Here is a 26,741-nt window from a genome sequence, read left to right on the forward strand (position 1 = left end):
GCGCGGGCCGCATATGTTATGCAATTCCGCTGTGAAGTCAAGTGATTATTGCCTGGCTTCCTACTGTCATCACAACCGCGTTGCCGCCGTTGCCCTGTCAGTGGAGGCGCATTATAGGGAGTTCTCGGCGGCTTACAAGGGCTAAATGCAAAAAAAGAATCAAGCGCTTAAAAATAAGTCAAAAAGCCGTTTTTAGCCGATTTTATGCGGAAAATAAGGATTGTCGGTACTGAATAAATAAAAACGGGAGAAACAGCCGTTTTCTCCCGTTTTTGAGTTTGCCACCTCGCGGCTTTATTGGCGGGCAACGATGTTTTCACCATCAACGTCCAGCGTTACCGGCTTACCTGGGATTAATTTCCCGGAAAGGATCTGTTGAGCCAGCGGGTTTTCAATCAACTGCTGTATCGCCCTTTTAAGCGGACGGGCACCATAAACCGGATCGAACCCAATTTCTCCCAGCCGTTCCAATGCCGCATCGGTTATCGTCACCTGATAACCGCGCTCTTCGAGGCGTTTATACAAACGCTGTAGCTGGATCTTGGCGATAGAGGCGATGTGTTTCCTACCCAGCGGATGGAATACCACCACTTCATCGATACGGTTGATAAACTCAGGACGGAAGCTATGGCTAACAATCTCAAGCACCATCCCTCTCATCTCCGCATAGCTCCGCTCGCCAAAGCGTTCCTGAATCAGATCGGAACCCAGGTTCGAGGTCATAATCACCACCGTGTTGCGGAAATCGACCGTACGCCCCTGGCCGTCCGTGAGGCGTCCATCATCCAATACCTGCAGCAGAATGTTGAACACGTCCGGATGCGCCTTCTCGATCTCATCCAGCAGGATCACCGAGTAAGGACGGCGGCGCACGGCCTCCGTCAGGTAGCCGCCCTCTTCATAGCCGACATATCCCGGAGGCGCCCCCACTAAGCGCGACACCGAATGCTTTTCCATAAACTCGGACATGTCGATACGAACCATCGCATCATCGCTGTCGAACAGGAAAGAGGCCAGCGTCTTACACAGTTCCGTTTTACCCACCCCGGTCGGCCCAAGGAACAGGAAAGAACCTATTGGGCGATGGGGATCGGACAAACCGGCGCGGCTGCGTCGGATAGAGTTCGCCACCGCTTCGACCGCTTCATCCTGTCCGATTACGCGCTGGTGCAGCGCCTCTTCCATTCTTAACAGCTTTTCACGTTCGCTTTCCAACATTCTGGATACCGGAATACCGGTCCAGCGGGCAAGCACCTCGGCAATTTCATTATCCGTAACGCGGTTACGCAACAGGTGCATGGTCTTACCTTCAAGCTGCGTGGCCGCCGCCAGCTGTTTTTCCAACTCGGGAATTTTGCCGTATTGCAGCTCGGACATCTGCCCCAGGTCACCTTGACGGCGTGCTTGCTCCAGCGAAATTTTCGCCTGCTCCAACGCCGCCTTAATATTCTGAGTGCCGGTAAGCGATGCCTTTTCCGCCTTCCACTCTTCTTCCAGCTTAGAGTACTCGCGTTCCTTCTCTTCAAGCTCGGAACTTAACAGCTCTAAACGTTTTTGGCTGGCTTCATCCGACTCTTTTTTCAGCGCCTGCTGTTCCAGTTTCAACTGAATGATACGACGGTCCAGACGATCCAACGGCTCGGGCTTCGAGTCAATCTGGATACGAATACTGGAAGCCGCCTCATCAATCAGGTCGATCGCCTTGTCCGGCAGCTTGCGGTCCGCAATATAACGATGGGACAGCGTGGCCGCGGCAACAATCGCCGGGTCGGTAATCTGCACATGGTGATGCAGCTCATAGCGCTCTTTAAGACCGCGTAAAATAGCAATGGTATCTTCTACCGTCGGCTCGGCAACGAACACCTTCTGGAAACGGCGCTCCAAAGCAGCGTCTTTCTCTATATATTGCCGATACTCATCCAGCGTGGTGGCGCCGACGCAGTGCAGTTCGCCGCGCGCCAACGCGGGCTTGAGCATATTCCCGGCATCCATGGCGCCGTCGGCTTTCCCGGCGCCCACCATCGTATGGAGTTCATCGATAAACAGGATAACGTTCCCTTCCTGCTTGGATAAATCGGTAAGCACCCCTTTTAAACGCTCTTCGAACTCGCCGCGGTATTTGGCGCCGGCGACCAGCGACCCCATATCCAGGGATAAAACGCGTTTGTTCTTTAAACCTTCCGGCACTTCGCCGTTAACAATACGCAAAGCCAGCCCTTCGACAATGGCTGTTTTACCCACCCCAGGCTCGCCGATTAATACCGGGTTGTTTTTAGTTCGACGTTGTAATACCTGAATGGTACGGCGAATTTCCTCATCACGGCCAATAACCGGGTCAAGCTTGCCTTGTTCCGCGCGCTCGGTCAGATCGATGGTATATTTTTTTAGCGCCTGCCGTTGATCCTCCGCGCCTTGATCGTTCACTTGTTCGCCCCCTCTTATCTGATCGATTGCTTTGGTAACGCTTTCCGGCGTCGCTCCCGCACGTTTAAGCACGTCACTTAACGTGCTGCGCGACTCCAGCACCGCCAACACAAAAAGCTCCGAGGAAATGAAAGTATCGCCACGTTTCTGCGCCAGCTTGTCGCAGACGTTTAACGCGCGAACCAACTCGCTGGACGGCTGAACATCGCCGCCGGTACCTTCGACCTGAGGTAAACGTGCTATTGCCTGATCGATTTCATTTTTCAGATGAGCAACATTGGCGCCGGCCGCTGTCAATAGCGGGCCGACAGTACCGCCTTCCTGATTGAGTAAAGCACTCATCAGATGAAGAGGTTCGATAAATTGATGGTCGCGCCCGAGAGCAAGAGATTGGGCATCGGCGAGAGCAAGTTGAAACTTGCTGGTAAGACGATCCAGACGCATAACACCTCCCATATACTGGTCAAAACTGCTACTGGAGATCAGATGAGGTCAACCCTCAAAATTTCAAGGTTATTTCGCCAGTAGTCATGGGATTAAAATGTTACTTGCCGTGGACCGTCTTAATTCAATAGGTTATATCAGCCAGATTAAACTTGCCATACGGCCCGTCACACCATCGCGCCGATAGGAGAAAAATTTTTGCCGATCGCTTACGGTGCAGTGGTTTCCGCCAAAAATTTGCGTCACGCCGGCTGCGCGTAAACGTAAACGCGCCAGCTGGTATATATCGGCCAGAAACTTGTCGCCATTAGCCCTGAATGCCGACTCGGCCACGGCGTCATGCCGGATAAATGCTTCGCGAACCTCCGGACCGACCTCAAACGCATCCGGACCAATTGCCGGGCCGAGCCATGCCATAATCCGCGACGGTTGCGCACGGAAGCAGGAAAGCGTCTTTTCCAGTACGCCGGCGCACAGCCCGCGCCAGCCGGCGTGCGCCGCGGCAACCTCATCGCCGGCGGCGGAACAAAACAGCACCGGTAAACAGTCGGCGGTCATCACCGCACAAACCCGATCTTTCCCATCCGTATAAGCCGCGTCGCCGCGAACGGAAAGCGGCGCCGTATTGCCGATGCGAATCACATCCGTACCGTGAACCTGCTCCAGCCAATGCGGCATCGACGGTAAACCCGCTTCATCAACCAGCATCTGACGGTTCACCCTCACCGTTTCGCTATCATCACCGACATGGCCTCCCAGATTGAGCGCATCATACGGCGGCACACTGATACCGCCATAACGGGTTGTGCTACAGGCCCGGATATTCTCCGGCATCGGCCAGTCAGGATAAATTAGCATCGTTTCATCACCAGTTGAGTTGATCCTGGAACGCTTCGGTATCGGCTTTTAATGCATTGATAAGATCGACCATATCTTGCGGCAAGGGCGCATGCCACTCCATTTGTATCCCGCTGACGGGGTGATACAGCCGCAACATTGTGGCGTGCAGCGCCTGGCGATCAAAACCGCGCAGCGCCGTAATGAATTCGTCAGACGCGCCTTTCGGCGGGCGAGGACGGCCGCCGTATAGCGGGTCCCCCACCAATGGATGGTTTATATGCGACATATGTACGCGAATCTGGTGGGTGCGCCCCGTTTCCAGGCGCAGGCGCAAGCGGGTGTGCGCGCGGAAATGCTCCATAATCCGGTAGTGCGTGACCGCCGGTTTCCCCATCGGATGAACCGCCATATGCGTGCGTTTTGTCGCATGCCGGGCAATCGGTTCTTCTACCGAACCGCCGGCCGTCATATTGCCGATGGCGACGGCTTCATATTCGCGGGTGATTTCACGAGCCTGCAGCGACTCGACCAGGCGGGTCTGCGCCGGTACGGTTTTCGCCACCACCATCAGCCCGGTGGTGTCTTTATCCAGACGATGAACAATGCCCGCCCGCGGAACATCAACAATTTCGGGATAATAATGCAGCAACGCATTGAGCACGGTGCCATCGGGGTTGCCGGCGCCGGGGTGAACGACCAACCCCCGCGGCTTGTTGATCACCAGGATATCCTGATCCTCATAGACGATATCCAGCGCGATATCCTGAGCTTCCCAGCGCGCCTCTTCCTCAATAAGCGCGTCAATCGCAATCGATTCGCCGCCCAGTACCTTCACTTTTGGCTTATTGCTGACAATGCCGTTAATCTGTACCCGGTTCTCGAGGATCCACTCTTTTATACGAGATCGTGAATAATCAGGGAACAATTCGGCCAAAGCCTGATCTAAACGTTGTCCGAGTTGAGATTCGGCCACCGTTGCGGTGAGTTGTACTTGTTGTGCCATAGTTGCAGCTTCTTCGTTAACGTTGGGTTTTCACGGCGACGCCGTTTAAAATAATGTACTATTGTCACTGGTCTAAATCGGGAGCTTAACGGACAGTCTCCCGGAATAACACTCTGAGGATAATCAAAACGTCATGACGCGTATGAAATATCTGGTGGCTGCCGCCACGTTGAGCCTGGCGCTGGCTGGCTGCTCCAGCAATTCCAAGGATGCGGTTCCTGACAGTCCGCCGTCCGAACTGTATGCAAATGCTCAACAAAAACTGCAGGACGGTAACTTTAGAGCCGCCATCACGCAGTTGGAAGCACTGGACAACCGCTACCCATTCGGGCCCTATTCTCAGCAGGTACAGCTGGACTTGATTTACGCCTACTATAAATCCGCCGAATTGCCGTTGGCCCAGGCCTCCATCGATCGCTTCCTGCGCTTAAACCCCACTCATGCAAGCGCTGACTATGTCTTGTATATGCGTGGCCTGACGGATATGGCTCTCGACGACAGCGCGCTACAGGGGTTCTTTGGCGTCGATCGCTCCGATCGCGACCCCCAGTATGCCCGCATGGCCTTCCGGGACTTCAGCCGGCTGATTCAAAGCTACCCAAACAGCCAGTATGCAACCGACGCCAATAAGCGGCTGGTCTTCCTGAAAGAGCGTTTGGCTAAATATGAACTTTCCGTCGCGCAATATTACACGAAACGCGGCGCTTATGTGGCAGTAGTTAATCGCGTCGAACAAATGCTGCGTGATTATCCGGACACCAAGGCCACCAAAGACGCCTTGCCATTGATGGCAAATGCCTACCGCGAGCTTCAGTTGACGGCGCAGGCGGATAAAGTCGCTAAAATCATCGCTGCGAATCCGGCTTAAAATAAGCGTGACTGAAAGAATAAAACGGCAGCTTCGGTTGCCGTTTTTTTATGGCGGGTTCAATACATCTTTTCGATAATGACATAGCTTATACCCTCCCTCAAGCACTTCCCGTCGATTCCTGAGCATGGTCCACAAACCACGGTTTATTGACAAAAAGTGACAAAAAAAAGTGATCATAATCACGATTTTTGTCCTCACTCGCGTTATGCTGAAATTATCCAAGACGGACAAAGGCAGAGAGGTAAGTTATATGACTATCAATATTACCAGTAAGCAAATGGATATCACCCCCGCAATACGTCAGCATGTCGAAGACCGTCTTTCTAAACTGGATAAGTGGCAAGCCCATCTGATTAACCCGCACATCATTCTATCAAAAGAACCTCAGGGTTTCGTTGCCGATGCAACAATCAGTACGCCAAACGGACCGCTGGTCGCCAGTGCCAAACATGAAGATATGTATGCCGCCATCAATGAGCTTATCGCCAAGCTTGAGCGCCAATTAAACAAAGTGCAGCATAAAGGCGAGGCGCGCCGGGCGGCGGCCTGCGTCAAAGATGCCAACCTGCAGGTGCCGCAGGAAGAATAATCCGACTTCATCATTGTTATCCAACGCGCCTGATGGCGCGTTTTTGTATCGCGGGGGGCCCTAAAGTGCCGACGCTGCACGTTGTTCGGCATCGCTCCCGGCGATTTTGTATTGACAGGATGAAAAGCCAACCGTTACTTTACATGCTATTATTTCATACTTGAGTTTCCTACATACCGGTTCAGCATGACTAACACACCGTTCTTCTTCGTATTCTTTTTCACCTTCCCCTGATTTGGGAGGCGATTCGTCGTAAGAGCAAGAATACGAAGACGAACAAAAAAGCCTCCTGAAACAGGAGGCTTTTTTTATCAGGACAAAAAACAGGTAATAATATAATGACCGATAACCCACTACTGGCATTACGCGAGCGCATCAGCGAGCTGGATGTAAAATTACTGGAATTGTTAGCGGAGAGACGGGAGCTGGCGCTCGACGTCGCACGCACTAAATTACATTCCCACCGCCCTATCCGCGACAAAGAGCGCGAACGTGATTTGCTCGATAAGCTTACGGCAGCGGGAAAAAAATATCACCTCGACGGTCACTACATCACCCGGTTATTCCAGCTTATTATTGAAGATTCGGTGCTGACGCAGCAGGCGCTGCTGCAACACCATCTCAACCAGACTACCGCTCACTCCGCGCGCATCGCCTTTCTTGGTCCGAAGGGATCTTATTCGCATCTGGCGGCCCGCCAATATGCGGCCCGGCATTTCGAGCAGCTTATCGAGTGTGGCTGCCATAAATTCCAGGATATCTTCAATATGGTGGAGACGGGTCAGGCGGACTACGCCGTGCTACCGATTGAAAATACCAGTTCAGGCTCCATTAACGATGTCTACGACCTGTTGCAACACACCGGGCTGTCGATCGTCGGCGAACTGACGAATCCAATCAACCACTGCGTATTGGTTGCTACCGCGACCAGTCTCGATCAGATTGAAACCGTTTACAGCCACCCTCAGCCGTTCCAGCAATGCAGCCATTTCCTGAGTCGTTTTCCGGACTGGAAAATTGAATACTGCGAAAGCACCGCCGCGGCAATGGAAAAAGTGGCGGCGCTTAATTCGCCCAAAGCCGCGGCGCTGGGAAGCGAAGCCGGCGGCATGCTATATAACTTGCAGGTCCTCGAACACAATCTGGCCAACCAGTCGCAAAATATCACCCGGTTTATCGTTCTGGCGCGTAAGCCCATCGAAGTGACGGAACAGGTTCCGGCCAAGACCACACTGATTATGGCGACGGGACAGCAGTCAGGCGCGCTGGTTGAAGCGCTGCTGGTGCTGCGCGACCAGGGCATCATTATGACCAAACTGGAATCGCGGCCGATTAACGGCAACCCCTGGGAGGAGATGTTCTACATCGATGTGCAGGCCAATCTGCGCAGCGAGGCGATGCAGAAGGCACTGCGGGGATTGACATCGATTACGCGCTCACTGAAGGTGTTAGGCTGCTACCCCAGTGAAAACGTCGTGCCCGTAGACGTCAACGAATGAAAGCGGCCATCCCGGCTACATCGCCGGGATGGCGAATAGGCTGGTTGTTAAAACCTATTATTGACGGATATCGTTGGCCTGACGTAATAAAGTCCGGCTTTCAGACTGGAAGCGTCCGGCGTAATCACCAAACCAGTGTTCGACCTTTTTGAAGCTGTTGATAAACTCGGCTTTATCCGCATGCTCCAACAGTTCGATGGCCTCACCGAAACGTTGATAATAACGTTTAATCAATGCCAGATTATTTTCAGAAGACATAATGATGTCGGCGTACAGTTGCGGATCCTGAGCAAACAGGCGGCCCACCATGATCAATTCCAAACGGTAAATGGGCGATGACAACGCCAGCAACTGCTCCAGCTGTACGTTCTCTTCCGCCAAATGCAGGCCGTAAGCGAAAGTGGCAAAATGGCGCAGCGCCTGAATAAACATCATATTCTGATCGTGCTCCACCGCGCTGATGCGATGTAAACGCGCGCCCCACACCTGTATCTGCTCCAGCAGCCATTGATAGGATTCCGGCTGACGTCCATCGCAATAGACCACCACCTGTTTCGCCAGGCTGCCGCTATCCGGCCCGAACATGGGATGCAGCCCAAGCACCGGTCCGCGATGGACGGCCAGCATCGCTTGCAGCGGGCCGTTTTTGACCGAAGCCAAATCCACCAGAATACAGTCATCCGGCAGTTTAGGCAGGCGGGCGATAACCTGTTCGGTGACATGGATCGGCACGCTGACAATCACCATACCGGCGTCAGATAGCAGGGTTTCCGCTTGCGGCCAGTCCTCCTGCTCCAGGATCCTGACCTGATACCCCGACAGCGTCAGCATTTTTTCAAACAGCGCACCCATCTGCCCGCGGCCGCCGACGATAACCACCGGACGCAGCTGAGGATTTAATGTCTTAAATCCCTTATCATTTTCGCTGGAGTATGATTCGCGCATAACGCGACGCAAAATATCTTCAATCAGATCGGGAGGCACGCCCAGCAGAGCGGCCTCTTTACGGCGCGAACTGAACATGGCGGCTTCGCGATCGGGCGCATAGATAGGCAAGCCATAACGGCTTTTAACCTCCCCCACTTCCGCCACCAAACGCAATCGGCGTGATAATAGCGCTAACAGCTCTTTATCCACCTCGTCTATCTGATCACGCAACGCGGTCAGTTCAGCTACCATCTTCTGTTACTCTCCTGAATGTTTTACCCGTTCCGCGCCAAGCTCATGATGTACGGAACGCAGTAACGTTTCTGTATTTTCCCAACTGATACAGGCATCCGTTACCGATACGCCATAGCGCATTTCCGCACGCGGCTGCTCTGAAGACTGGCTGCCTTCGTGAAGATGACTTTCCAGCATCAGGCCGATGATCGAACGGTTGCCAGCCTTAATCTGCTCAATGACCGACTCGACCACCAAGGGTTGCCGACGGTAATCTTTATTTGAGTTGCCATGGCTACAATCTACCATCAGCGCCGGATTCAGTCCCGCATCAAGCATCTGTTTTTCACATTCAGCAACATTTTGCGCACTGTAGTTTGGCGTTTTGCCGCCGCGCAAAATAACATGGCCGTCCGCATTTCCCTGCGTATGCAGCAGGCAAACCTGGCCGGATTGATTAATCCCCATAAACCGGTGCGGCATGGCCGCCGCTCTCATCGCGTTAATTGCCGTGCCAAGGCTGCCGTCGGTGCCGTTTTTGAACCCGACGGGCATGGAAAGACCGGACGCCATCTCGCGGTGCGTTTGCGATTCGGTGGTACGGGCGCCGATCGCCGACCAGCTGAACAGGTCGCCCAGATACTGCGGATTGTTGGGATCCAGCGCTTCAGTCGCCAGCGGCAACCCCATATTTACCAGCTTGAGCAGCAAATCACGGGCGATATGCAGCCCGGCTTCCACATCGCAAGAGCCATCCATGTGAGGATCGTTAATTAATCCTTTCCAACCGACGGTGGTGCGCGGCTTTTCAAAGTACACCCTCATAACGATATACAGCCGATCGCTCAATTCAGCCGAGAGGGATTGCAAACGGCGCCCGTACTCCAGGGCGGCATCGGTATCATGGATGGAACAGGGGCCGCATACGATCAGCAGACGCCGATCGCGCCCATGAATAATATTGGCGATGGTTTCGCGGGCGCCGGCGATGGCCTGGTGCTCGCCGTCGCTTAGCGGAAATTTGGCTTTCAGTTCATCCGGGGTAATCAGTATCTGTTCTTCCACAATATTGATGTTGTTAAGAGAGTCTTTTTGCATGTTCATATTTCCTGCCGAATCCTGTATGACGTAATCGATTAATGCCAGCTGCATTATGGTTTACACCATAACACGAACCGTAAAGATTTCAATCCATATTTGTAAACTTAAAATTACCGCCGATAAAAAACCACGCCGTGGCACATCCGCCGCGCGCTTCACTGCTATCATTCCAATCCCGCCAGCGAATGGTGGTAGAATCAGCGGGACAAAGGGGGAACGATGCTGAAAGCCATCATAATTGACGACGAACTGCCCGCTCGTGAAGAACTTTCATTGCTGCTGGAAAACGAACCTGACATAACCATTATCGCTCAGTGCGGCAACGCGCTTGAAGCGATACCGGCTATTCATCGCCTGCAGCCTGACGTGATTTTTCTGGACATACAGATGCCCAAGGTCAGCGGCCTGGAATTAGCCGCCATGCTGGATCCGGAAAACATGCCTTACGTGGTGTTCGTCACCGCCTATGACGAATACGCCGTGCGCGCCTTTGAAGAACATGCTTTCGACTACCTGCTTAAACCGCTGGATTCACAGCGGCTGAACAAAACGTTGAATCGTTTACGCCGCGGCGCGAGTGTAAATAAAAATGTACATCTAATTACCGAACCCTATCTGCGCCATATCCCCTGCAACGGGCATAACCGCATTTTTTTGCTCAAGGTCGATGAAGTCGAATATCTCAGTTCCGAACTCGGCGGAGTGCACGTCGTGGGAGTAAACCAGTCTGGCTATACGCAGCTGTCGTTAAAAACGCTGGAAGAAAAAACGCCCCTGGTGCGTTGCCATCGGAAATACATGGTCAATACGGATCTGCTGAAAGAAATTAAACTGCTGGAAAACGGCGCGGCAGAAGTGCTCACCAACACCGGAAAACAGATTCCGGTGAGTCGCCGCTATCTCAAACTGCTAAAAGAAAAACTGGGCATCGCTTAAAAGCGATATGCTTTATATGGCGATAACCAACTAATGAAAGGTTTGATATGAAATACAGTTACTGCCTGGCTGTAATTCTCTTTATCGCTGGCTGCCAACATAACGCCTCTGCGCCAACGGCCGACAACGAGAAAACCTTCTGGTATGAAGCCGGTTACCAGGACGCCATATCCGGCCTGGTCGTCAAAGACAATAGCGTGTTGGAGGAGTGGTTTGGCAATCCCCAGATCGATCGCGAAGCCTATTTACGCGGCTACGGCGCGGGGCAGGCGAAGTTTTGTCGCCTTGACAACATGCATGCGTGGGGGAAATCCGGCAAAAGTTTCCCCGCCAGCTGTGATGGCGTCGCCGATGCGGAACGACTACGAGCCCAGTGGCAGCGGAGTGTGAATTAACCCCAAAGCGCGCAGATAAAAAAAGGGTTTAGCCATTGACTAAACCCTTGATAACTAATTACTTTCGGATGTCGCGCAAGCGCGCTATCAGTTAAGACGCTCTTTGATACGAGCGGACTTACCGGTGCGTTCACGCAGGTAGTACAATTTGGCTTTACGTACGGCGCCGCGGCGTTTAACAGCGATGCTGTCCACTACCGGAGAATGCGTTTGGAAAACGCGCTCTACGCCTTCGCCGTTGGAAATCTTGCGAACAGTAAATGCAGAATGCAGACCGCGGTTACGAATAGCGATAACCACGCCCTCGAATGCCTGCAGACGTTTTTTGCTGCCTTCAACAACCCATACCTTCACTTCGACGGTATCACCCGGACGAAATGCAGGTACGTCCTGCTTCATCTGTTCTTGTTCAATTTGCTTGATAATGTTGCTCATAGTATGTCTCTTACCCTAGGTAAACTGATATTTGGGTTCGTCAGATGAAACGCGACGACCACCTAATACTCATGTTGCCCGGACTGATATTCTCGTTGGAATTCAGCCAGCAACGTTGCTTGCTCGTCAGTCAGAGCTAGGCTTTTCAGAAGTTCAGGTCTTCTAAGCCAGGTTCGGCCCAGCGACTGCTTCAACCGCCAGCGACGTATTTCAGCATGGTTTCCTGACAGTAAAACTGGCGGGACTTCCATACCGGCCAACACTTCAGGACGAGTAAAATGAGGACAATCCAGCAACCCGTCAGCGAAAGAATCCTCTTCCGCGGAAGACTGATGACCCAGCACACCCGGAATAAACCGGGAAACAGAGTCAATCAGCGCCATTGCCGGCAGTTCCCCGCCGCTGAGAACGTAATCACCGATTGACCATTCTTCATCAATTTCGGTTTTAATTACGCGCTCATCAATTCCCTCGTACCGCCCGCAAACCAGGATCATTTTCTGGTTGGCGGCGAGTTGACGCACGCCCTGCTGATCTAATTTACGGCCCTGAGGTGATAAGTAAATCACCCTGGCGCCTTCGCCTGCCGCTGCTTTTGCTGCGTGGATCGCATCCCGCAAGGGTTGCACCATCATCAGCATTCCGGGGCCGCCGCCGTATGGGCGATCGTCCACGGTGCGATGCCGGTCGTAAGCGAAGTCTCGCGGACTCCAGTACTGTACGCTCAGCAGGCCATTTTTAACTGCCCGGCCAGTGACTCCGTAATCAGTAATTGCGCGGAACATCTCTGGAAACAGGCTAATAACCCCAATCCACATAGTCTCGTTCCACCGGGTACTACTGGTTAATTCAGAGTTCAAAAACCAGGATCCCAATCTACTTCAATAGATTGAGCAGAAAGGTCAACGCTCTTGACAACCTGTTCAGAGAGGAACGGAATCAGCCGCTCCTTGACCCCGAAGGCATCTTTCAGGTTAGCCCTTACCACCATCACGTCGTTGGAACCGGTCTCCATCATATCGATGACTTTTCCCAGTTGATAACCTGCTACGGTTACGACCTGACAGCCGATAAGATCCTTCCAGTAATAATCACCTTCATCCAGTTCCGGCAACTGAGCCGAATCAACGATAATCTCGCAATTGGTCAGTAAATTCGCCGTATCACGATCGTCAACATCTTTAATCTTGATGATCAGATCCTGATTGTGGTGTTTCCAGCTGTCAATCTCGACGGGCCGCCAACCACTTTTGGTCTGGATAAACCAAGGTTGATAATCAAAAATGCTCTCGGCATCTTCGGTGGATGAAAACACTCTGAGCCAACCTCGGATGCCATAAGTCGACCCCATCTTGCCCAATACAATCGGGTTAGCGGGAACTTGTGGGCTGAGTAGCTTGCTCATTGTCACCACCGCAACAGATTATGCTGCTTTCTTGGCGTCTTTGATCAGCGAAGATACGCGATCAGAAACGGTTGCGCCCAGGCCGACCCAATGTTCGATACGGTCCAGATCCAAACGCAGCGCTTCTGCCTGACCGGTTGCGATCGGGTTGAAGAAGCCTACGCGCTCAATGAAGCGACCGTCGCGCGCATTGCGGCTATCGGTCACGACAACTTGATAAAACGGGCGTTTTTTCGCGCCGCCACGTGCCAAACGAATTGTTACCATAACATCCTCTTTAGTTAATAAAACAACCGGGCCCCATCGAGGAACGGGGCCCAGTGTCATATAAAAAGCCCCAAAATTTTACTCATTTTGGCGCAGAAAGCAATCTAAAGCGTATCAACCCGCGATATTTGTCCGTTCGACAAGGTTTTCGCTATCAACGCCCCGGGAATCCCGGCGGCATCATACCTTTCATGCCGCGCATCATTTTCGCCAAACCGCCATTCTTCATTTTCTTCATCATCCGCTGCATATCGTCAAACTGCTTCAGCAGACGGTTTACGTCCTGAACCTGCATCCCCGACCCCGTCGCGATTCTACGTTTCCGTGAACCTTTAATGATTTCAGGTTTTGCCCGCTCTTTATGCGTCATGGAGTTAATAATCGCTTCCATACGCACCAGAACTTTGTCATCCATCTGCGATTTCACGTTATCCGGCAGTTGGCCCATTCCCGGCATTTTACTCATCATACTGGCCATGCCGCCCATATTGCGCATCTGCTTGAGCTGATCCAGAAAATCGGTCAGATCAAATCCGTCGCCCTTTTTGAGCTTTTTGGCCAGTTTCTCAGCCTGAGTGCGATCGACTTTGCTTTCAATATCCTCGATAAGGGAAAGCACATCGCCCATGCCGAGAATACGCGACGCCACGCGCTCCGGGTAGAAAGGCTCCAGCGCATCGGTTTTTTCCCCCACGCCGAGGAACTTGATAGGCTTGCCGGTGATATGGCGGATAGAGAGCGCCGCACCGCCTCGGGCATCGCCATCGATCTTGGTAAGGATAACCCCGGTCAACGGCAGGGCCTCGTTGAAGGCTTTCGCGGTGTTCGCCGCATCCTGCCCGGTCATGGCGTCAACCACAAACAGGGTTTCCACCGGATTAATCGCCGCGTGAACCTGCTTGATTTCGTCCATCATGGCGTCGTCGACGTGAAGACGACCGGCGGTATCCACCAACAGCACATCGTAGAATTTCAGCTTGGCGTGCTGCAGCGCCCGGCTGACGATATCAAGCGGCTTTTCCTGCGCATCGGAAGGGAAAAAATCGACCCCCACGCCTTGCGCCAGCGTCTCCAGCTGTTTGATGGCCGCCGGACGATAGACGTCGGCGGAAACCACCAGCACCTTTTTCTTCTGTTTTTCTTTAAGAAACTTGCCCAGTTTACCCACGCTGGTGGTTTTACCCGCCCCCTGCAAACCGGCCATCAACACCACCGCCGGCGGCTGGGCTGCCAGATTCAGCTCAGAGTTAATCTCACCCATTGAGCTGACAAGTTCGTTCTTGACGATTTTGACGAACTCCTGACCGGGGGTCAGGCTTTTGTTTACTTCGTGACCCACCGCCCGTTCTTTTACGCGGTTGATAAAATCTCGCACCACGGGTAAAGCAACGTCGGCTTCAAGCAGCGCCATGCGAACTTCGCGCAGCGTTTCTTTTATATTGTCTTCAGTCAACCGCCCGCGGCCGCTGATATTGCGCAATGTGCGCGATAGTCGATCGGTTAAATTTTCAAACATATCTCGTGCTCAATGTAAGACAAGCCGCCACCGCGACGCGAATGACCGGGATTATAACACGAAAGCGGCGGCGATCTCTGCGCCCGGAATGGAGAACAGTTGGTGCCCATGGAGACTAACGTTATACTGACTGTTCATTTTACTTTGTTGATATTAATTAACCTACTCGAATGTCTGTTTTCGCTATAGTGGCTTTAGTCGCCTACACACTCAGCCTCGGACTGATTATCCCCAGTCTGCTGCGTAAGAACAGTGCATATCGTCGGCTGGCAATATTTTCGGCCAGCGTTGCGCTTATCTGCCATGCGGTGGCGCTTTACCAACGGATTTTCGACGTCCATAGCGGCCAAAATCTGAGCCTGCTGAATATCGGTTCCCTTGTCAGTCTGATCATCTGTACCGTGATGACCATTGTCGCCTCACGAAACCGCGGCTGGTTTCTGCTGCCGATCGTCTATACGTTTGCCCTGATTAATCTGGCTTTCGCCAGCTTTATGCCCGGCGAATTCATTACCCACCTGGAGGAGACGCCGGGACTGCTGTTCCATATCGGCCTGGCGCTGTTTTCCTATGCCACGCTGATCATCGCCGCCCTTTATGCGCTACAGCTGGCGTGGCTGGATTACCTGCTAAAAAATAAAAAACTGAGCTTCGCCGCCGATATGCCGCCGCTGATGAGCATCGAGCGCAAAATGTTTCACATCACCCAGATCGGCGTCATTCTTCTGACCCTGACGCTATGCACCGGTCTGTTTTATATGGATGACCTGATCAATAACAAAGAGAATCTGCATAAGGCGCTGTTTTCTTTGTTCGCCTGGTTTATTTACATCCTGCTGCTCTGGGGACACTACCACGAAGGATGGCGCGGACGGCGGGTTGTATGGTTCAGCCTGGTCGGCGCGCTGCTGCTGACGTTATCCTACTTCGGCAGCCGGGTGATACAACACTTCGTTGCCGTCTGAGACGGTTTCCCGCCATAAAAAAAAGAGCCGCGCAGCTGCGGCTCTTTTTTTACGGCAACAGTAATCAGATATGTAACTCAGTCAGCTTGTCTTTCGGCAACGCCAGTTCATCATTCTGATTGATGCCGATATCGTGATCGATAATGTGCCGGGCGATCTCCTGCGCTTCGACCAGAGAGTGCATCTCATACGTCCCGCACTGGTATTCGTTCAGCTCGGGGATTTTACGCTGATCGGTCACTTTCAGCACGTCGGCCATGGCGGCTTTCCAGGCATCCGCGACGCGCTGTTCGCCAGGCGTGCCAATCAAACTCATATAGAAGCCCGTGCGGCAGCCCATAGGTGAAATATCGATAATCTCCACCCCGTCGCCGTTCAGATGGTTGCGCATAAAACCGGCAAACAGGTGCTCCAGCGTATGAATACCGCGTTCCGGCATCACTTCGATATTAGGACGGCAAAAACGCAAATCGAATACGGTAATGGTGTCGCCATGAGGGGTTTTCATGGTTTTGGCAACCCTGACGGCAGGCGCCGCCATGCGGGTATGATCTACAGTAAAACTATCTAGTAACGGCATAATGCCACCTCCTCATAGAAAAAATTCATTTTTTCTCGTTTCCGGGAAACTTTTCCTTTTTACGCGGGTCTGAATTTCTGAAAGACGCGCATTTATTATCATCATCCCTATTTAGAGATGTTTCTTTGGCCACATTGACTGTGGCCTTTTCTTTTTACTGCGCCGCCAGATATTCATCAAAACCGATTTTATCTTCCGCTTCAATCTGCCGCTGACGACGCCATGAACGTTCACTTTCCGCCGCCAGCTGTTCTTCTGTCAATACCTGCAGCGGCTCATGGCATAATATCTTACGATACTCTTCCGCCAGATGAAGTCCTACCCCACCGCAGCCGTCTTCTTTCATCAGGTTCAGCACGCGGGCGGAGAAGGTGCTTTCAGGATCATCAAAACCGATAATCAGCTCATCACAAACCTGCTGGTAATAGGGCTGAGCGTTACCGTCATCCAGCACCTCCGCCACTCGGCGTAAATCGGCGAATAATGACTTACCGACCTCGGCAATCGGATGTTGATCCGTTTCACATCCCATTCCCACGGTTTGTCCCGGTTTACGGCCTTCGAGTATCACTCTATTCCAGTTTTTACGGGTACATAGCAGTTCATCCGCGCTCATTTCCGGCGCATCCGCCAGCGCGCACCAAATCAGGAATAAATCAAGGAAACGCGCCTGACTGGCGCTGACGCCGATGGGTGAGAAAGGATTAATATCCAACGAGCGCACTTCAATATATTCGATCCCGCCGCGCAGCAAGGCGTCGGAAGGAGATTCTCCCGGCCGGGTAACGCGTTTCGGTCTTATTGGCGCATAGAGCTCATTTTCAATCTGCAACGCGTTGGTGTTCAACTGTAAATAGCGGCCGTCTTTCTTCAGTCCAAGCTGCGCATACTCTGCGGAGGGAATTTTTATCGCCCGTTTCAATGCGGCCACGTAGGTGTCCAAATCGTTAAACGTAATGCCGAGATTGCTTTGTGTTTTATTAGTGTAGCCCAGATCGCTCAGCCGCAAAGACGTTGCATAAGGCAGGTAACACATTCCCTTATCGGTACGCATAAACGGCAGCGAGGTTTCCCTGCCTTGCAGGAAGGAAGAACAGATAGCCGGAGAGGCGCCGAAGAGATAGGGAATGACCCAGCCGAATCGGTAATAGTTTCGAATCAGCCTAAAATAGCCCGCCGAGATTTCCACCTTACCGCTTTCCGCATCGCGGACGCCGGCCCGTGCTTGCCAGAACGCCAGCGGCAGCGAGAAATTATAATGCACGCCCGCAATCGTCTGCATCAAGGCGCCGTAACGGTTTTTCAATCCTTCGCGATATAGCGTTTTAAAACGCCCAATGTTGGATGAGCCATACTGCGCCAGTTCAATCTCCTGCTCTTCGGCGATGAAGCACGGCATGCTCAGCGGCCACATGCGCTCATCGCCCAGATTGCGGGCGACATGGCGATGAATATCGCCCAGGAAAGCCAACAGATGGTCGATATCTTTATCGACCGGAGTAATGAATTCCAATAATGTCTCGGCGAAATCCGTGGTGATCCACGGATGCGTCAATGCCGCACCTAATTTCTCTGGATGCCCGGTGGTAGCCAGATGTCCGTTTGCCTGCACGCGCAACGTTTCGCGTTCAATGCCGCGCTGGATACCGCTTACTGCCTGAGGATTATTTTCCAGCCAGGAAAGAGCCGGTGATATATCCGGGATCAAATCGACCTCCCGATGTTAAAAAGTAATGTTTATAAGCATAATTGAAACTCGACAGCACTCACCAGATCTCATTTTTATCCGGTCAAGACCACCATGCCATGCCTTGTAAAGTTATCCCTGCCAGAACGATATAGCGCAGCGCTTTTCCGATACACATAAAAATCGCCGAACACATCCAGGGCATGCGCAACCAACCCGCCAACACGCACAATAAATCGCCGACGACCGGAACCCAGCTAAATAATAGCGCAGGCGGGCCATAACGCTGTAGCCAGCCTAGCGCCATTATATATCCGACCTGCGTTTTTGGCCGAGGCAGCAAGCGTCCGATAAAGATATTGGTTAATCCGCCCAGGGTGTTTCCCACCGTCGCCACAATAATCAGCAGGATGGGCCCGGCGCTGTCAGAAACCAATAAGGTGACCAGCAACGCCTCCGAGCTGCCGGGCAACAATGTCGCACTCAGCAAGCTACTCCAGAAGAGAGAGAAAACCGCCCAGAATTCACTCACAGCTTACGAACATCAACCACCGCCATTTTCGCCCTTGCGGCCGCCTCGATGCCGTAATCCGCATCCTCAAACACCACGCAGTGTTCCGGCGCAACGGCAATAAGCTCGGCACAACGCAAAAAGGTATCGGGGAAAGGCTTATGATTGTCGACATCATCCGCGCCCACAATTGCATCAAAATAATCACGCAGGCCCAAATGTGTTAACAGTTTGTCGGCCATGCCATGCGTACTCCCGGTTCCGACGGCCATCGGGCGGCGTCCGCGATAGGATTTGACGATGTCGATAAGCGGCAGGGGTTTTACCGTGTCCAACAGCATTTCCTCCGCCACGGCGGTTTTTTCAGCCGCCAGCCGATAGGGATCGATATCAACCTGATGACTGCCGATAATCGCCTGAGCAATACGCCAGGTGGGAGATCCATTCAACGCGGTCATGGCTTTGGCATCATAGGTCATCCCGTATCTTGCCAGGACCCTATTCCACGCTTTGTGATGTGTTGGTTCCGTATCGAGGATGGTGCCGTCCATATCAAAGATCAGGCCTTGATAGCGATCGTACATCATGACTCCATGCTCACTGAAAACGAGGAACTACTTTATCGCAAAGTGAAAACGTTGTCGCTTATTCAATAATGTCATGGAAACAAGGCCGTTGGCGGCGCCATGGCCAAACGATATGGCAGACTGACGATATGCGGCATATGCATTTAAAGACGCGGGAGGGGATGGGGTAAGGTTGGAAATTCAGATGGGGATTGCCCAGAGTAATATGGTGCATCCGGGAGGATTACTCGGCTGCGCCTCGCCCTGCGGGCCGTTGCTAACGCAACGTTATCCTCCCTAGTACTGGCTTGGTGAAACCCAAATATACCAGACGCGGGTCGCTGTCATTCCGGAGTAATATGGTGCATCCGGGAGGATTCGAACCTCCGACCGCTCGGTTCGTAGCCGAGTACTCTATCCAGCTGAGCTACGGATGCATAATAACGCAAAGATTATTCTACTTAACTGAAGTAAGCGAATACTTGCCGTAAAACCGATTGAGATACTTAAGAATGGTGCATCCGGGAGGATGACTCGACTGCGCCTCGCCCTGCGGGCCGTTGCTAACGCAACGTTATCCTCCCTCGCCCTGGCTTGGTGAAACCCAAATATACCAGACGCGGGTCGCTGTCATTCCGGAGTAATATGGTGCATCCGGGAGGATTCGAACCTCCGACCGCTCGGTTCGTAGCCGAGTACTCTATCCAGCTGAGCTACGGATGCATTGATAATTCTTTGTACAACGTAGCGTTCGCTCGACACTACTGGTGTCCGAATATCGGACTGTTGCCATTTCCAAACTAATATGGTGCATCCGGGAGGATTCGAACCTCCGACCGCTCGGTTCGTAGCCGAGTACTCTATCCAGCTGAGCTACGGATGCAAATAAATGGCGGTGAGGGAGGGATTCGAACCCTCGATGCAGCTTTTGACCGCATACTCCCTTAGCAGGGGAGCGCCTTCAGCCTCTCGGCCACCTCACCAAACACTACCTGCGATTACCACGAAAACTTCTTATTGGTGCTCACCGGTACTGCGTGGCGCACATATTACTTTCCCGGACTTATAAGTCAAACAATTTTTCCCAACTTAGGTTTGTTTGCGCAATTCCCGCCCAAGACGAGCAGATTCACAACAAAAAGCGCATTTTATCAACAAAAAAACAGATGCTTATCTCATCGGTGAAAAAAGATAATCAAAGAGGATAAAGCGTGTTGATCAACATGCGGAAGGGAAAAACGCGGGAAATAACAATGGCGCCCCGTTTCTGCGAGACGCATTGTCAATCAATAGGATGTCGGTTGAGATTTCTCTGCCTGAATTCGCTGATAGATCTCTTCACGGTGGACAGAAACCTCTTTAGGAGCGTTAACGCCAATACGCACCTGATTGCCTTTTACCCCTAGTACGGTAACCGTTACCTCATCGCCAATCATGAGGGTTTCGCCAACTCGACGAGTCAAAATAAGCATTCTTTGCTCCTTGAAAGATTATAAAGAGTCGGGTCTCTCTGTCTCCCCGTCATTATCCATCATGTGCCGTGAAAACGTAAACCTAGATGGTAATGTTGACCTTCACCATCTCACTCATTGTTTGTCGCTACTTCCAGTTTAGTCGATATAAGTAGCTTGTGCCTTTGTTATCGCAACAAGACGCCAAGCCGATCCAACTTCCAACCTCTGAAGATGGCGTCTTGTGCATCTTGCTTGCCGGAAGCCTTTCCGGCAAGACAAAAGCGCCAGAACCAACGAAGTAATGGCGCTTTTGCTAGGATAACACTCTGATTTAAATATTTATAACTTATCAGTCACCCAAGATTCAATACTGGCTAACGCCGCGGGTAAAGCGGCAATATCGCTGCCGCCGGCCTGCGCCATATCAGGACGCCCACCGCCTTTTCCCCCGACCTGCTGAGCGACAAATCCGACCAACTCTCCGGCTTTTACGCGGTCGGTCAGGTCTTTCGTCACCCCGGAGATAAGGCTAACCTTACCCCCTTCCGTGGTCGCTAACACAATGATGGCCGACCCTAATTGGTTTTTCAGATCGTCCACCATGGTACGCAGCATTTTAGGCTCAACGTTGTCCAACCGGGTGACCAGCAGTTTCGCACCGTTAATATCCAGCGCCTTGCCTGAAAGAGAGGAACTTTCCTGCGCCGCCTGCTGTGCTTTCAGCTGTTGAAGCTCTTTTTCCAGCGTACGGGTACGTTCAAGTACAGAACGTACCTTATCGGCCAGATTATTGCTATCCCCTTTCAGCAGTTGCGCAACATCTTGCAAAACGTCGCTTTGACGGTGCAGCGCAGATAGCGCGCTTTCCCCCGTTACCGCTTCAATACGACGGATGCCGGCAGCCGTACCGGACTCGGATACGATCTGGAACAGACCGATATCCCCGGTACGGCCGGCGTGAGTACCACCGCACAGTTCGATAGAAAAATCACCCATGGTTAATACCCGGACATGATCTTCATATTTCTCGCCGAAAAGGGCCATCGCCCCTTTTTCTCTGGCATCGGACAGCGCCATAACTTCCGTTTCTACCGCCAGGTTACGACGAACCTGGGCGTTAACGATATCTTCAACCTGTCGAACCTGCTCGGGCTTCATCGCTTCAGAATGAGAAAAGTCGAAACGGAGGTAGCTATCGTTAACCAGCGACCCCTTCTGTGCGACGTGATCGCCCAGAACCTGCCGCAACGCGGCGTGTAACAGGTGCGTCGCCGAATGGTTAAGACGAATACGGTTACGACGCTCGCTATCGACAATCGCCTCTACGCTATCATTCACGCGCAGCACGCCTTGCGTCAGCTTACCGATATGGCCGATTGCCTGACCGTATTTCTGCGTATCCTGAACGGCAAAACTCAGGTTCACGCCTTTTAATTCGCCCTGATCGCCGACCTGACCGCCGGATTCACCATAGAATGGCGTTTCATTCAGAATAACGACTGCGTCTTCGCCCGCGGCAACCTGATCTACCGCGTTGCCATTATGATAGAGCGCAATAACTTTTGCCTGCTGGCGCGTTTGCTCGTAGCCGCAGAAAGGCGTTTTGGCATCCACGCGGACAAGATTATTGTAATCCACGCCAAACCCGCTGGCTTCGCGCGCGCGCTGGCGTTGCGCGTCCATTGCCCGGTCAAACCCTTCCTCATCCACTTTCAGGCCGCGCTCACGGCATACATCGGCCGTCAGATCGATCGGGAAACCATAGGTGTCATACAACCGAAAAGCGGTTTCGCCATCGAGCGTATCGCCTTGCAGATTTTTGATCTCTTCATCCAAAAGGGAAAGGCCGCGTTCCAGCGTACGGGCGAATTGCTCTTCTTCCGTTTTCAGCGCTTGCTCGACAATCGCCTGCTGGCTCTTCAGTTCGTCGGCCGCGGAGCCCATTACCTCAATCAGCGGCGCGACCAGCTTATAGAAGAAGGTGTCCGTCGCCCCCAGCATATTTCCATGGCGAATCGCCCGGCGGATGATACGGCGCAAAACGTAGCCACGGTTTTCATTTGAAGGCATTACGCCATCGGAAACCAGGAAAGCGCAAGAGCGGATATGGTCGGCAATCACGCGCAGCGACTTATTATTCAGGTCGCTAGTGCCCACCACTTTCGCTACGGCGGCAATCAACGTCTTGAATAAATCGATCTCGTAGTTCGAGTTCACATGCTGCAGCACCGCGGAAATGCGCTCCAAGCCCATTCCGGTATCCACCGAAGGCTTGGGCAGCGGCAGCATCGTTCCGTCGGCCTGACGGTTGAACTGCATAAACACCAGGTTCCAGATCTCGATATAGCGATCGCCATCTTCTTCCGGGCTTCCCGGCGGGCCGCCCGCTATGTGATCGCCATGGTCATAGAATATTTCAGAACAGGGACCGCAAGGGCCGGTGTCGCCCATTTGCCAGAAGTTATCTGAAGCATAAGGCGCCCCTTTATTATCTCCGATACGGATAATGCGCTCGTGGGGAACGCCAATTTCGTCGGCCCAGATGCCATACGCCTCATCATCCGTGGCGTATACCGTTACCCACAGTTTCTCTTTCGGCAGATTAAACCACTGCGGCCCGGTCAGCAGTTCCCATGCGTAATGGATAGCCTGCTGCTTGAAATAGTCGCCGAAGCTGAAATTACCCAGCATTTCAAAGAAAGTATGATGGCGTGCGGTATAGCCGACGTTTTCCAAATCGTTGTGCTTGCCGCCCGCGCGCACGCAGCGCTGTGACGTCGTCGCTCGCGAATAGCCACGCTTATCCAGCCCAAGAAACACGTCTTTAAACTGGTTCATACCCGCATTGGTGAACAACAAAGTCGGATCGTTATCCGGCACCAGAGAACTGCTGGGAACAATCTGGTGTCCTTTGCTATGGAAAAAATCGAGAAACGCTTGACGGATCTCAGCGGTGCTCTTGCTCATAATTGTCCTGGAATCAAGCTAAAAGAACAGATCGTGGGCAAGGTTAGTGCAGCATGCTGACGCTACCGTGCAACTCACGAACAAAAAAGTGGGAATAAGATAAATTTTCTTCGATGGGAAGTAAAATCCCGTATGCGTTCAATCTGAAAAATTCGCGTAAATGGATTGGATTTCTTCATGGGAAAAACCACGATACAGCAGATATCGCTGAAGTTTTGCTTTTTCTTTCCATTCAACGGGCAAAAGAGGCCCGAATTTTCGTTCCGCCGCGGATTTAGCCAATTCGTACCAATCGATATCACATTCGGCTAACGCAGCAGCAATAATCGCTTTGTCGATACCTTTCTGGCTTAATTCGGCCCTGATGCGCTGCATCCCGTACCCTTTAAGGCTACGGCCGCTAATATAGCGGCGAGCAAAGCGTTCATCGTCCAGCCAGCCATGCTCGGTGCAATAGGCGATGGCTGACTCGATCTCCTCAACGGAACGCGCGGCCATCTCCTCGGCATAGACATCGGCATCGGCATCGGCTTCCGCCGTGACCGTCTTGTGCTGATACGCCGCAAGTTTGCGGCGTATCTCAAGTTCACTATGGTCGCGTACGGAAAGCACATTCATCGCATAGCACAACGGTTTACTCATTCAGCAATCCAATGAACGGCGTTACGGCAAACATTAAAACTCCGTATTACCTTCGCCAGCGACGGCTTCATCATAAACATCGCCAGCGGCGGCTGGAGACAACTCATTGCCTTTATGCAACAGCATGTCGCGCAGTTTCTTGTCCAGCTCAGCGGCAATAGCGGGATTTTCTTTCAGGAAATTACCGGCATTGGCTTTACCCTGCCCTATTTTTTCACCGTTGTAGCTGTACCAGGCGCCGGCTTTTTCAATCAGCTTATGCTTAACGCCCAGGTCGACCAGCTCACCGTGAATGTTGATCCCCTCACCGTACAAGATCTGGAATTCGGCCTGCTTGAAAGGCGCCGCCACTTTATTTTTCACCACCTTGACGCGGGTTTCGCTGCCGACCACTTCATCGCCTTCCTTGATAGAGCCGATGCGGCGGATATCCAGACGCACGGAGGCATAAAATTTCAGCGCATTACCGCCGGTGGTGGTTTCAGGGTTACCGAACATCACCCCGATCTTCATACGAATCTGGTTAATGAAAATCAGCAGCGTATTCGCCTGTTTCAGGTTGCCCGCCAGTTTACGCATCGCCTGGCTCATCATTCGAGCGGCCAGCCCCATATGCGAATCACCGATTTCACCTTCGATTTCAGCTTTAGGGGTCAACGCCGCGACGGAGTCGACAATAATGACATCAACTGCGCCGGAGCGCGTCAGGGCATCACAGATTTCCAACGCCTGCTCGCCGGTATCCGGCTGGGAACACAGCAAGTTGTCGATGTCTACGCCAAGTTTCTTGGCATAAATCGGGTCCAGCGCATGTTCCGCGTCAATAAAGGCACAGGTCTTGCCCTCACGCTGAGCGGAGGCAATCACCTGCAACGTCAGGGTCGTTTTACCTGAGGATTCAGGACCGTAAATCTCAACGATACGTCCCATCGGCAAGCCGCCGGCGCCCAATGCAATATCAAGAGACAGGGAGCCGGTAGAAATCGTTTCAACATCCATTGAGCGATCTTCGCCCAAACGCATGATAGAACCTTTACCAAATTGCTTTTCGATCTGACCCAATGCTGCTGCCAGTGCCTTTTGCTTGTTCTCATCAATCGCCATTTCTGCTCCTGTCATGCGGCGTAAAGCGTTCTCTACGCGGCCACTTAATCACGGATTACCGAATAATTACTGATATTATACTGTATACACATACAGCATCAAGATTATTTTTGCAGAAACTCGTCGAGCATCGTTTGCAGCGCAAAATGGACCGACTGTAAACGTACCGCGTTTCTGTCACCGCTGAATAACGCTTTGCGGGTAAAGGCGTGCCCCTGCTTATCGGTAAAGCCAAACCACACCGTGCCCACCGGTTTTTCATCAGACCCGCCGTCCGGCCCGGCAATGCCGCTAACAGAGACGGCAAAATCCGCGCCGGCCGCCATTAGCGCCCCGGCCGCCATTTCCTGCACCACCTCGGAACTCACCGCGCCATAACTCGATAACGTCTTTTCATTGACCTTGACCAAGTCCTGCTTGGCCTGATTGCTGTAAGTAACAAAACCATAATCAAACCAGCCGGAACTGCCGGCGATATCGGTGATTATTTTAGCCAGCCACCCTCCGGTGCAGGACTCTGCGCAGGTCATTTTTGCGCCGCGGGCCTTAAGCCGATCGCCCACCAGACCGCTTAACCGTAAAATGTCTGTTTCCGCCATTGCCGTATCATCTTAATCAGGAGTTAATAAATCAGGGTAGCACTTTTCCTCGAAAAAGACGCTGGACCACTCTATATGCGAAGCGCCATGCAAGGAAGAAGGTTATGTTACATCCCCATAGGCGAGGCAGGTTCTTCTTCCCGCTTTGCTTCATGGTCAATATCAGTCAAAATGACCCCAAAGAGGCCCTTTCGGGCTAAAAATCCATTAGGGAGACTCTTGATGCGACCTTCTTTTCTAAAAAACATCGGTATTATAAGCAATAGTGATTCAGATGAAATCCGCAGCAGCATCATCATTGACCGTCCGGCTGAAACCTTGTTTGCGCTGTGGCGTAAACCAGAAACGCTGCCGGTTTTAATGAATCATTTCGCTACCATCGACATACTTAACCATACCGATTCACGATGGCGCGTTAACACCCCTTTCGGCGCTCTGATTGAATGGCAGGCAAGAATTGTTGATGAAGAACCCGGGAAATATATCTACTGGCGTTCTCTGCCAGGCGCGCGCATTCCCAATGAAGGGCGATTATCGTTCAAACCGGCCCCGTCAGACGCCGGAACGGAAGTCACTTTGATGATTCGCTTCGATCCGCCGGGCGGATTGCTGGGAAAAAAAATCAGCCAGATGTTCGACATTTTATCCAAGGATATGTTGACGAAAACGCTCTCTCGTTTCAAAAAACTGGCGGAAAGCGACGGTGCCCCCAAAAAAGAAAACGACCACCAGTAATATATTGTCAGGCCGTTACTTACCCTACGAAAAAACAACCAACCG

Annotated in this window: 27 protein-coding genes, 4 tRNA genes and 1 other annotated feature; of the genes, 8 read left to right on the forward strand and 23 right to left on the reverse strand. The window is 52.3% G+C overall.

The window, feature by feature from the left end; genetic code table 11:
• Nucleotides 1–294: 294 nt before the first annotated feature.
• From clpB to rluD, 3 genes are all read right to left on the reverse strand, one after another.
• Nucleotides 295–2,868: an ATP-dependent chaperone ClpB gene (gene clpB / locus MFP24_RS01335; RefSeq protein ID WP_249228666.1), complete on the reverse strand. Its 2,574-nt coding sequence runs from the start codon at nucleotides 2,866–2,868 to the stop codon at nucleotides 295–297.
• Nucleotides 2,869–3,000: 132 nt separating this feature from the next.
• The gene (gene yfiH / locus MFP24_RS01340; RefSeq protein ID WP_249228667.1) at nucleotides 3,001–3,726 is read right to left on the reverse strand and encodes a purine nucleoside phosphorylase YfiH; all 726 of its coding nucleotides are present in this window, start codon (nucleotides 3,724–3,726) and stop codon (nucleotides 3,001–3,003) included.
• Nucleotides 3,727–3,733: 7 nt separating this feature from the next.
• Nucleotides 3,734–4,711, reverse strand: coding sequence for a 23S rRNA pseudouridine(1911/1915/1917) synthase RluD (rluD, locus tag MFP24_RS01345; RefSeq protein WP_249228668.1), 978 nt, complete (start codon nucleotides 4,709–4,711; stop codon nucleotides 3,734–3,736).
• Nucleotides 4,712–4,844: 133 nt separating this feature from the next.
• On the opposite strand from rluD, the gene bamD reads away from it, so the two are divergent.
• From bamD to pheA, 4 genes are all read left to right on the forward strand, one after another.
• On the forward strand, nucleotides 4,845–5,579 hold the full coding sequence (gene bamD / locus MFP24_RS01350) for an outer membrane protein assembly factor BamD (protein ID WP_249228669.1): 735 nt from the start codon (nucleotides 4,845–4,847) through the stop codon (nucleotides 5,577–5,579).
• A 253-nt stretch (nucleotides 5,580–5,832) separates the two neighbouring features.
• Nucleotides 5,833–6,171: a ribosome-associated translation inhibitor RaiA gene (raiA, locus tag MFP24_RS01355; protein WP_009111764.1), complete on the forward strand. Its 339-nt coding sequence runs from the start codon at nucleotides 5,833–5,835 to the stop codon at nucleotides 6,169–6,171.
• Between the two features lie 185 nt (nucleotides 6,172–6,356).
• Nucleotides 6,357–6,483: a sequence feature (Phe leader region), on the forward strand.
• Nucleotides 6,358–6,405, forward strand: a complete 48-nt coding sequence (locus tag MFP24_RS01360; RefSeq protein ID WP_210417076.1) for a hypothetical protein — start codon at nucleotides 6,358–6,360, stop codon at nucleotides 6,403–6,405. It overlaps the preceding feature by 48 nt.
• Nucleotides 6,484–6,509: 26 nt before the next feature.
• Nucleotides 6,510–7,670: a bifunctional chorismate mutase/prephenate dehydratase gene (gene pheA, locus MFP24_RS01365; protein ID WP_249228670.1), complete on the forward strand. Its 1,161-nt coding sequence runs from the start codon at nucleotides 6,510–6,512 to the stop codon at nucleotides 7,668–7,670.
• Between the two features lie 57 nt (nucleotides 7,671–7,727).
• Here the strand turns inward: pheA and tyrA are convergent, their stop codons facing one another.
• On the reverse strand, nucleotides 7,728–8,849 hold the full coding sequence (gene tyrA / locus MFP24_RS01370) for a bifunctional chorismate mutase/prephenate dehydrogenase (protein ID WP_249228671.1): 1,122 nt from the start codon (nucleotides 8,847–8,849) through the stop codon (nucleotides 7,728–7,730).
• A gap of 6 nt (nucleotides 8,850–8,855) precedes the next feature.
• Nucleotides 8,856–9,929, reverse strand: a complete 1,074-nt coding sequence (locus MFP24_RS01375) for a 3-deoxy-7-phosphoheptulonate synthase (RefSeq protein ID WP_249228672.1) — start codon at nucleotides 9,927–9,929, stop codon at nucleotides 8,856–8,858.
• A 222-nt stretch (nucleotides 9,930–10,151) separates the two neighbouring features.
• Between MFP24_RS01375 and btsR the strand changes: the two genes are divergently transcribed.
• Both btsR and MFP24_RS01385 read left to right on the forward strand, forming a co-directional pair.
• On the forward strand, nucleotides 10,152–10,868 hold the full coding sequence (btsR, locus tag MFP24_RS01380; RefSeq protein WP_249228673.1) for a two-component system response regulator BtsR: 717 nt from the start codon (nucleotides 10,152–10,154) through the stop codon (nucleotides 10,866–10,868).
• 47 nt (nucleotides 10,869–10,915) lie between these two features.
• Nucleotides 10,916–11,263, forward strand: a complete 348-nt coding sequence (locus tag MFP24_RS01385; RefSeq protein ID WP_249228674.1) for a DUF2799 domain-containing protein — start codon at nucleotides 10,916–10,918, stop codon at nucleotides 11,261–11,263.
• An 87-nt stretch (nucleotides 11,264–11,350) separates the two neighbouring features.
• Here MFP24_RS01385 and rplS read toward each other — a convergent pair whose 3' ends face one another.
• The 5 genes from rplS to ffh form a co-directional block, all read right to left on the reverse strand.
• Entirely contained in the window at nucleotides 11,351–11,698 is a 348-nt protein-coding gene (gene rplS / locus MFP24_RS01390; RefSeq protein WP_009111758.1) for a 50S ribosomal protein L19, read from the reverse strand.
• A 62-nt stretch (nucleotides 11,699–11,760) separates the two neighbouring features.
• The gene (trmD, locus tag MFP24_RS01395) at nucleotides 11,761–12,516 is read right to left on the reverse strand and encodes a tRNA (guanosine(37)-N1)-methyltransferase TrmD (RefSeq protein ID WP_249228675.1); all 756 of its coding nucleotides are present in this window, start codon (nucleotides 12,514–12,516) and stop codon (nucleotides 11,761–11,763) included.
• 38 nt (nucleotides 12,517–12,554) lie between these two features.
• Nucleotides 12,555–13,103, reverse strand: a complete 549-nt coding sequence (gene rimM / locus MFP24_RS01400; RefSeq protein ID WP_249228676.1) for a ribosome maturation factor RimM — start codon at nucleotides 13,101–13,103, stop codon at nucleotides 12,555–12,557.
• Between the two features lie 18 nt (nucleotides 13,104–13,121).
• On the reverse strand, nucleotides 13,122–13,370 hold the full coding sequence (rpsP, locus tag MFP24_RS01405) for a 30S ribosomal protein S16 (protein WP_009111755.1): 249 nt from the start codon (nucleotides 13,368–13,370) through the stop codon (nucleotides 13,122–13,124).
• A 154-nt stretch (nucleotides 13,371–13,524) separates the two neighbouring features.
• Nucleotides 13,525–14,886, reverse strand: coding sequence for a signal recognition particle protein (ffh, locus tag MFP24_RS01410; protein WP_249228677.1), 1,362 nt, complete (start codon nucleotides 14,884–14,886; stop codon nucleotides 13,525–13,527).
• A 170-nt stretch (nucleotides 14,887–15,056) separates the two neighbouring features.
• Here ffh and MFP24_RS01415 point away from each other — a divergent pair, with 170 nt between their 5' ends.
• On the forward strand, nucleotides 15,057–15,851 hold the full coding sequence (locus MFP24_RS01415; protein ID WP_249228678.1) for a cytochrome C assembly family protein: 795 nt from the start codon (nucleotides 15,057–15,059) through the stop codon (nucleotides 15,849–15,851).
• A gap of 64 nt (nucleotides 15,852–15,915) precedes the next feature.
• On the opposite strand, the gene luxS is transcribed toward MFP24_RS01415, so the two are convergent.
• The 13 genes from luxS to pncC form a co-directional block, all read right to left on the reverse strand.
• Complete coding sequence (gene luxS / locus MFP24_RS01420) at nucleotides 15,916–16,431, reverse strand: S-ribosylhomocysteine lyase (protein ID WP_249228679.1); 516 nt, start codon at nucleotides 16,429–16,431, stop codon at nucleotides 15,916–15,918.
• Nucleotides 16,432–16,585: 154 nt separating this feature from the next.
• A complete protein-coding gene (gene gshA / locus MFP24_RS01425; protein ID WP_249228680.1) occupies nucleotides 16,586–18,139 on the reverse strand; it encodes a glutamate--cysteine ligase in 1,554 nt (517 codons plus the stop codon).
• An 82-nt stretch (nucleotides 18,140–18,221) separates the two neighbouring features.
• The gene (locus MFP24_RS01430; RefSeq protein WP_249228681.1) at nucleotides 18,222–18,650 is read right to left on the reverse strand and encodes a YqaA family protein; all 429 of its coding nucleotides are present in this window, start codon (nucleotides 18,648–18,650) and stop codon (nucleotides 18,222–18,224) included.
• Nucleotides 18,647–19,213 carry a fructose-1-phosphate/6-phosphogluconate phosphatase gene (yqaB, locus tag MFP24_RS01435; RefSeq protein WP_249228682.1) on the reverse strand — a complete coding sequence of 189 codons (567 nt, stop codon included), beginning with the start codon at nucleotides 19,211–19,213 and terminating at the stop codon, nucleotides 18,647–18,649. The genes MFP24_RS01430 and yqaB overlap by 4 nt, the downstream gene beginning before the upstream one ends.
• Nucleotides 19,214–19,555: 342 nt before the next feature.
• Nucleotides 19,556–19,632 (reverse strand) — tRNA-Arg (locus tag MFP24_RS01440).
• Nucleotides 19,633–19,841: 209 nt separating this feature from the next.
• A tRNA-Arg gene (locus MFP24_RS01445) sits at nucleotides 19,842–19,918 on the reverse strand.
• Nucleotides 19,919–20,001: 83 nt separating this feature from the next.
• A tRNA-Arg gene (locus MFP24_RS01450) sits at nucleotides 20,002–20,078 on the reverse strand.
• Between the two features lie 7 nt (nucleotides 20,079–20,085).
• A tRNA-Ser gene (locus MFP24_RS01455) sits at nucleotides 20,086–20,178 on the reverse strand.
• Nucleotides 20,179–20,481: 303 nt separating this feature from the next.
• Nucleotides 20,482–20,667: a carbon storage regulator CsrA gene (gene csrA / locus MFP24_RS01460; protein WP_005972168.1), complete on the reverse strand. Its 186-nt coding sequence runs from the start codon at nucleotides 20,665–20,667 to the stop codon at nucleotides 20,482–20,484.
• A 321-nt stretch (nucleotides 20,668–20,988) separates the two neighbouring features.
• The gene (alaS, locus tag MFP24_RS01465; protein ID WP_249228760.1) at nucleotides 20,989–23,616 is read right to left on the reverse strand and encodes an alanine--tRNA ligase; all 2,628 of its coding nucleotides are present in this window, start codon (nucleotides 23,614–23,616) and stop codon (nucleotides 20,989–20,991) included.
• 138 nt (nucleotides 23,617–23,754) lie between these two features.
• The gene (recX, locus tag MFP24_RS01470) at nucleotides 23,755–24,258 is read right to left on the reverse strand and encodes a recombination regulator RecX (RefSeq protein ID WP_249228761.1); all 504 of its coding nucleotides are present in this window, start codon (nucleotides 24,256–24,258) and stop codon (nucleotides 23,755–23,757) included.
• A 33-nt stretch (nucleotides 24,259–24,291) separates the two neighbouring features.
• Entirely contained in the window at nucleotides 24,292–25,362 is a 1,071-nt protein-coding gene (gene recA, locus MFP24_RS01475; protein WP_249228762.1) for a recombinase RecA, read from the reverse strand.
• 104 nt (nucleotides 25,363–25,466) lie between these two features.
• On the reverse strand, nucleotides 25,467–25,961 hold the full coding sequence (gene pncC, locus MFP24_RS01480; protein WP_249228763.1) for a nicotinamide-nucleotide amidase: 495 nt from the start codon (nucleotides 25,959–25,961) through the stop codon (nucleotides 25,467–25,469).
• A gap of 222 nt (nucleotides 25,962–26,183) precedes the next feature.
• Here pncC and MFP24_RS01485 point away from each other — a divergent pair, with 222 nt between their 5' ends.
• Entirely contained in the window at nucleotides 26,184–26,696 is a 513-nt protein-coding gene (locus MFP24_RS01485) for an SRPBCC family protein (RefSeq protein ID WP_249228764.1), read from the forward strand.
• Nucleotides 26,697–26,741 lie beyond the last annotated feature (45 nt).

Origin of the sequence: Brenneria tiliae (genome assembly GCF_023347575.1) — a bacterium.
GTDB classification, from domain to species: Bacteria; Pseudomonadota; Gammaproteobacteria; order Enterobacterales; family Enterobacteriaceae; genus Brenneria; species Brenneria corticis.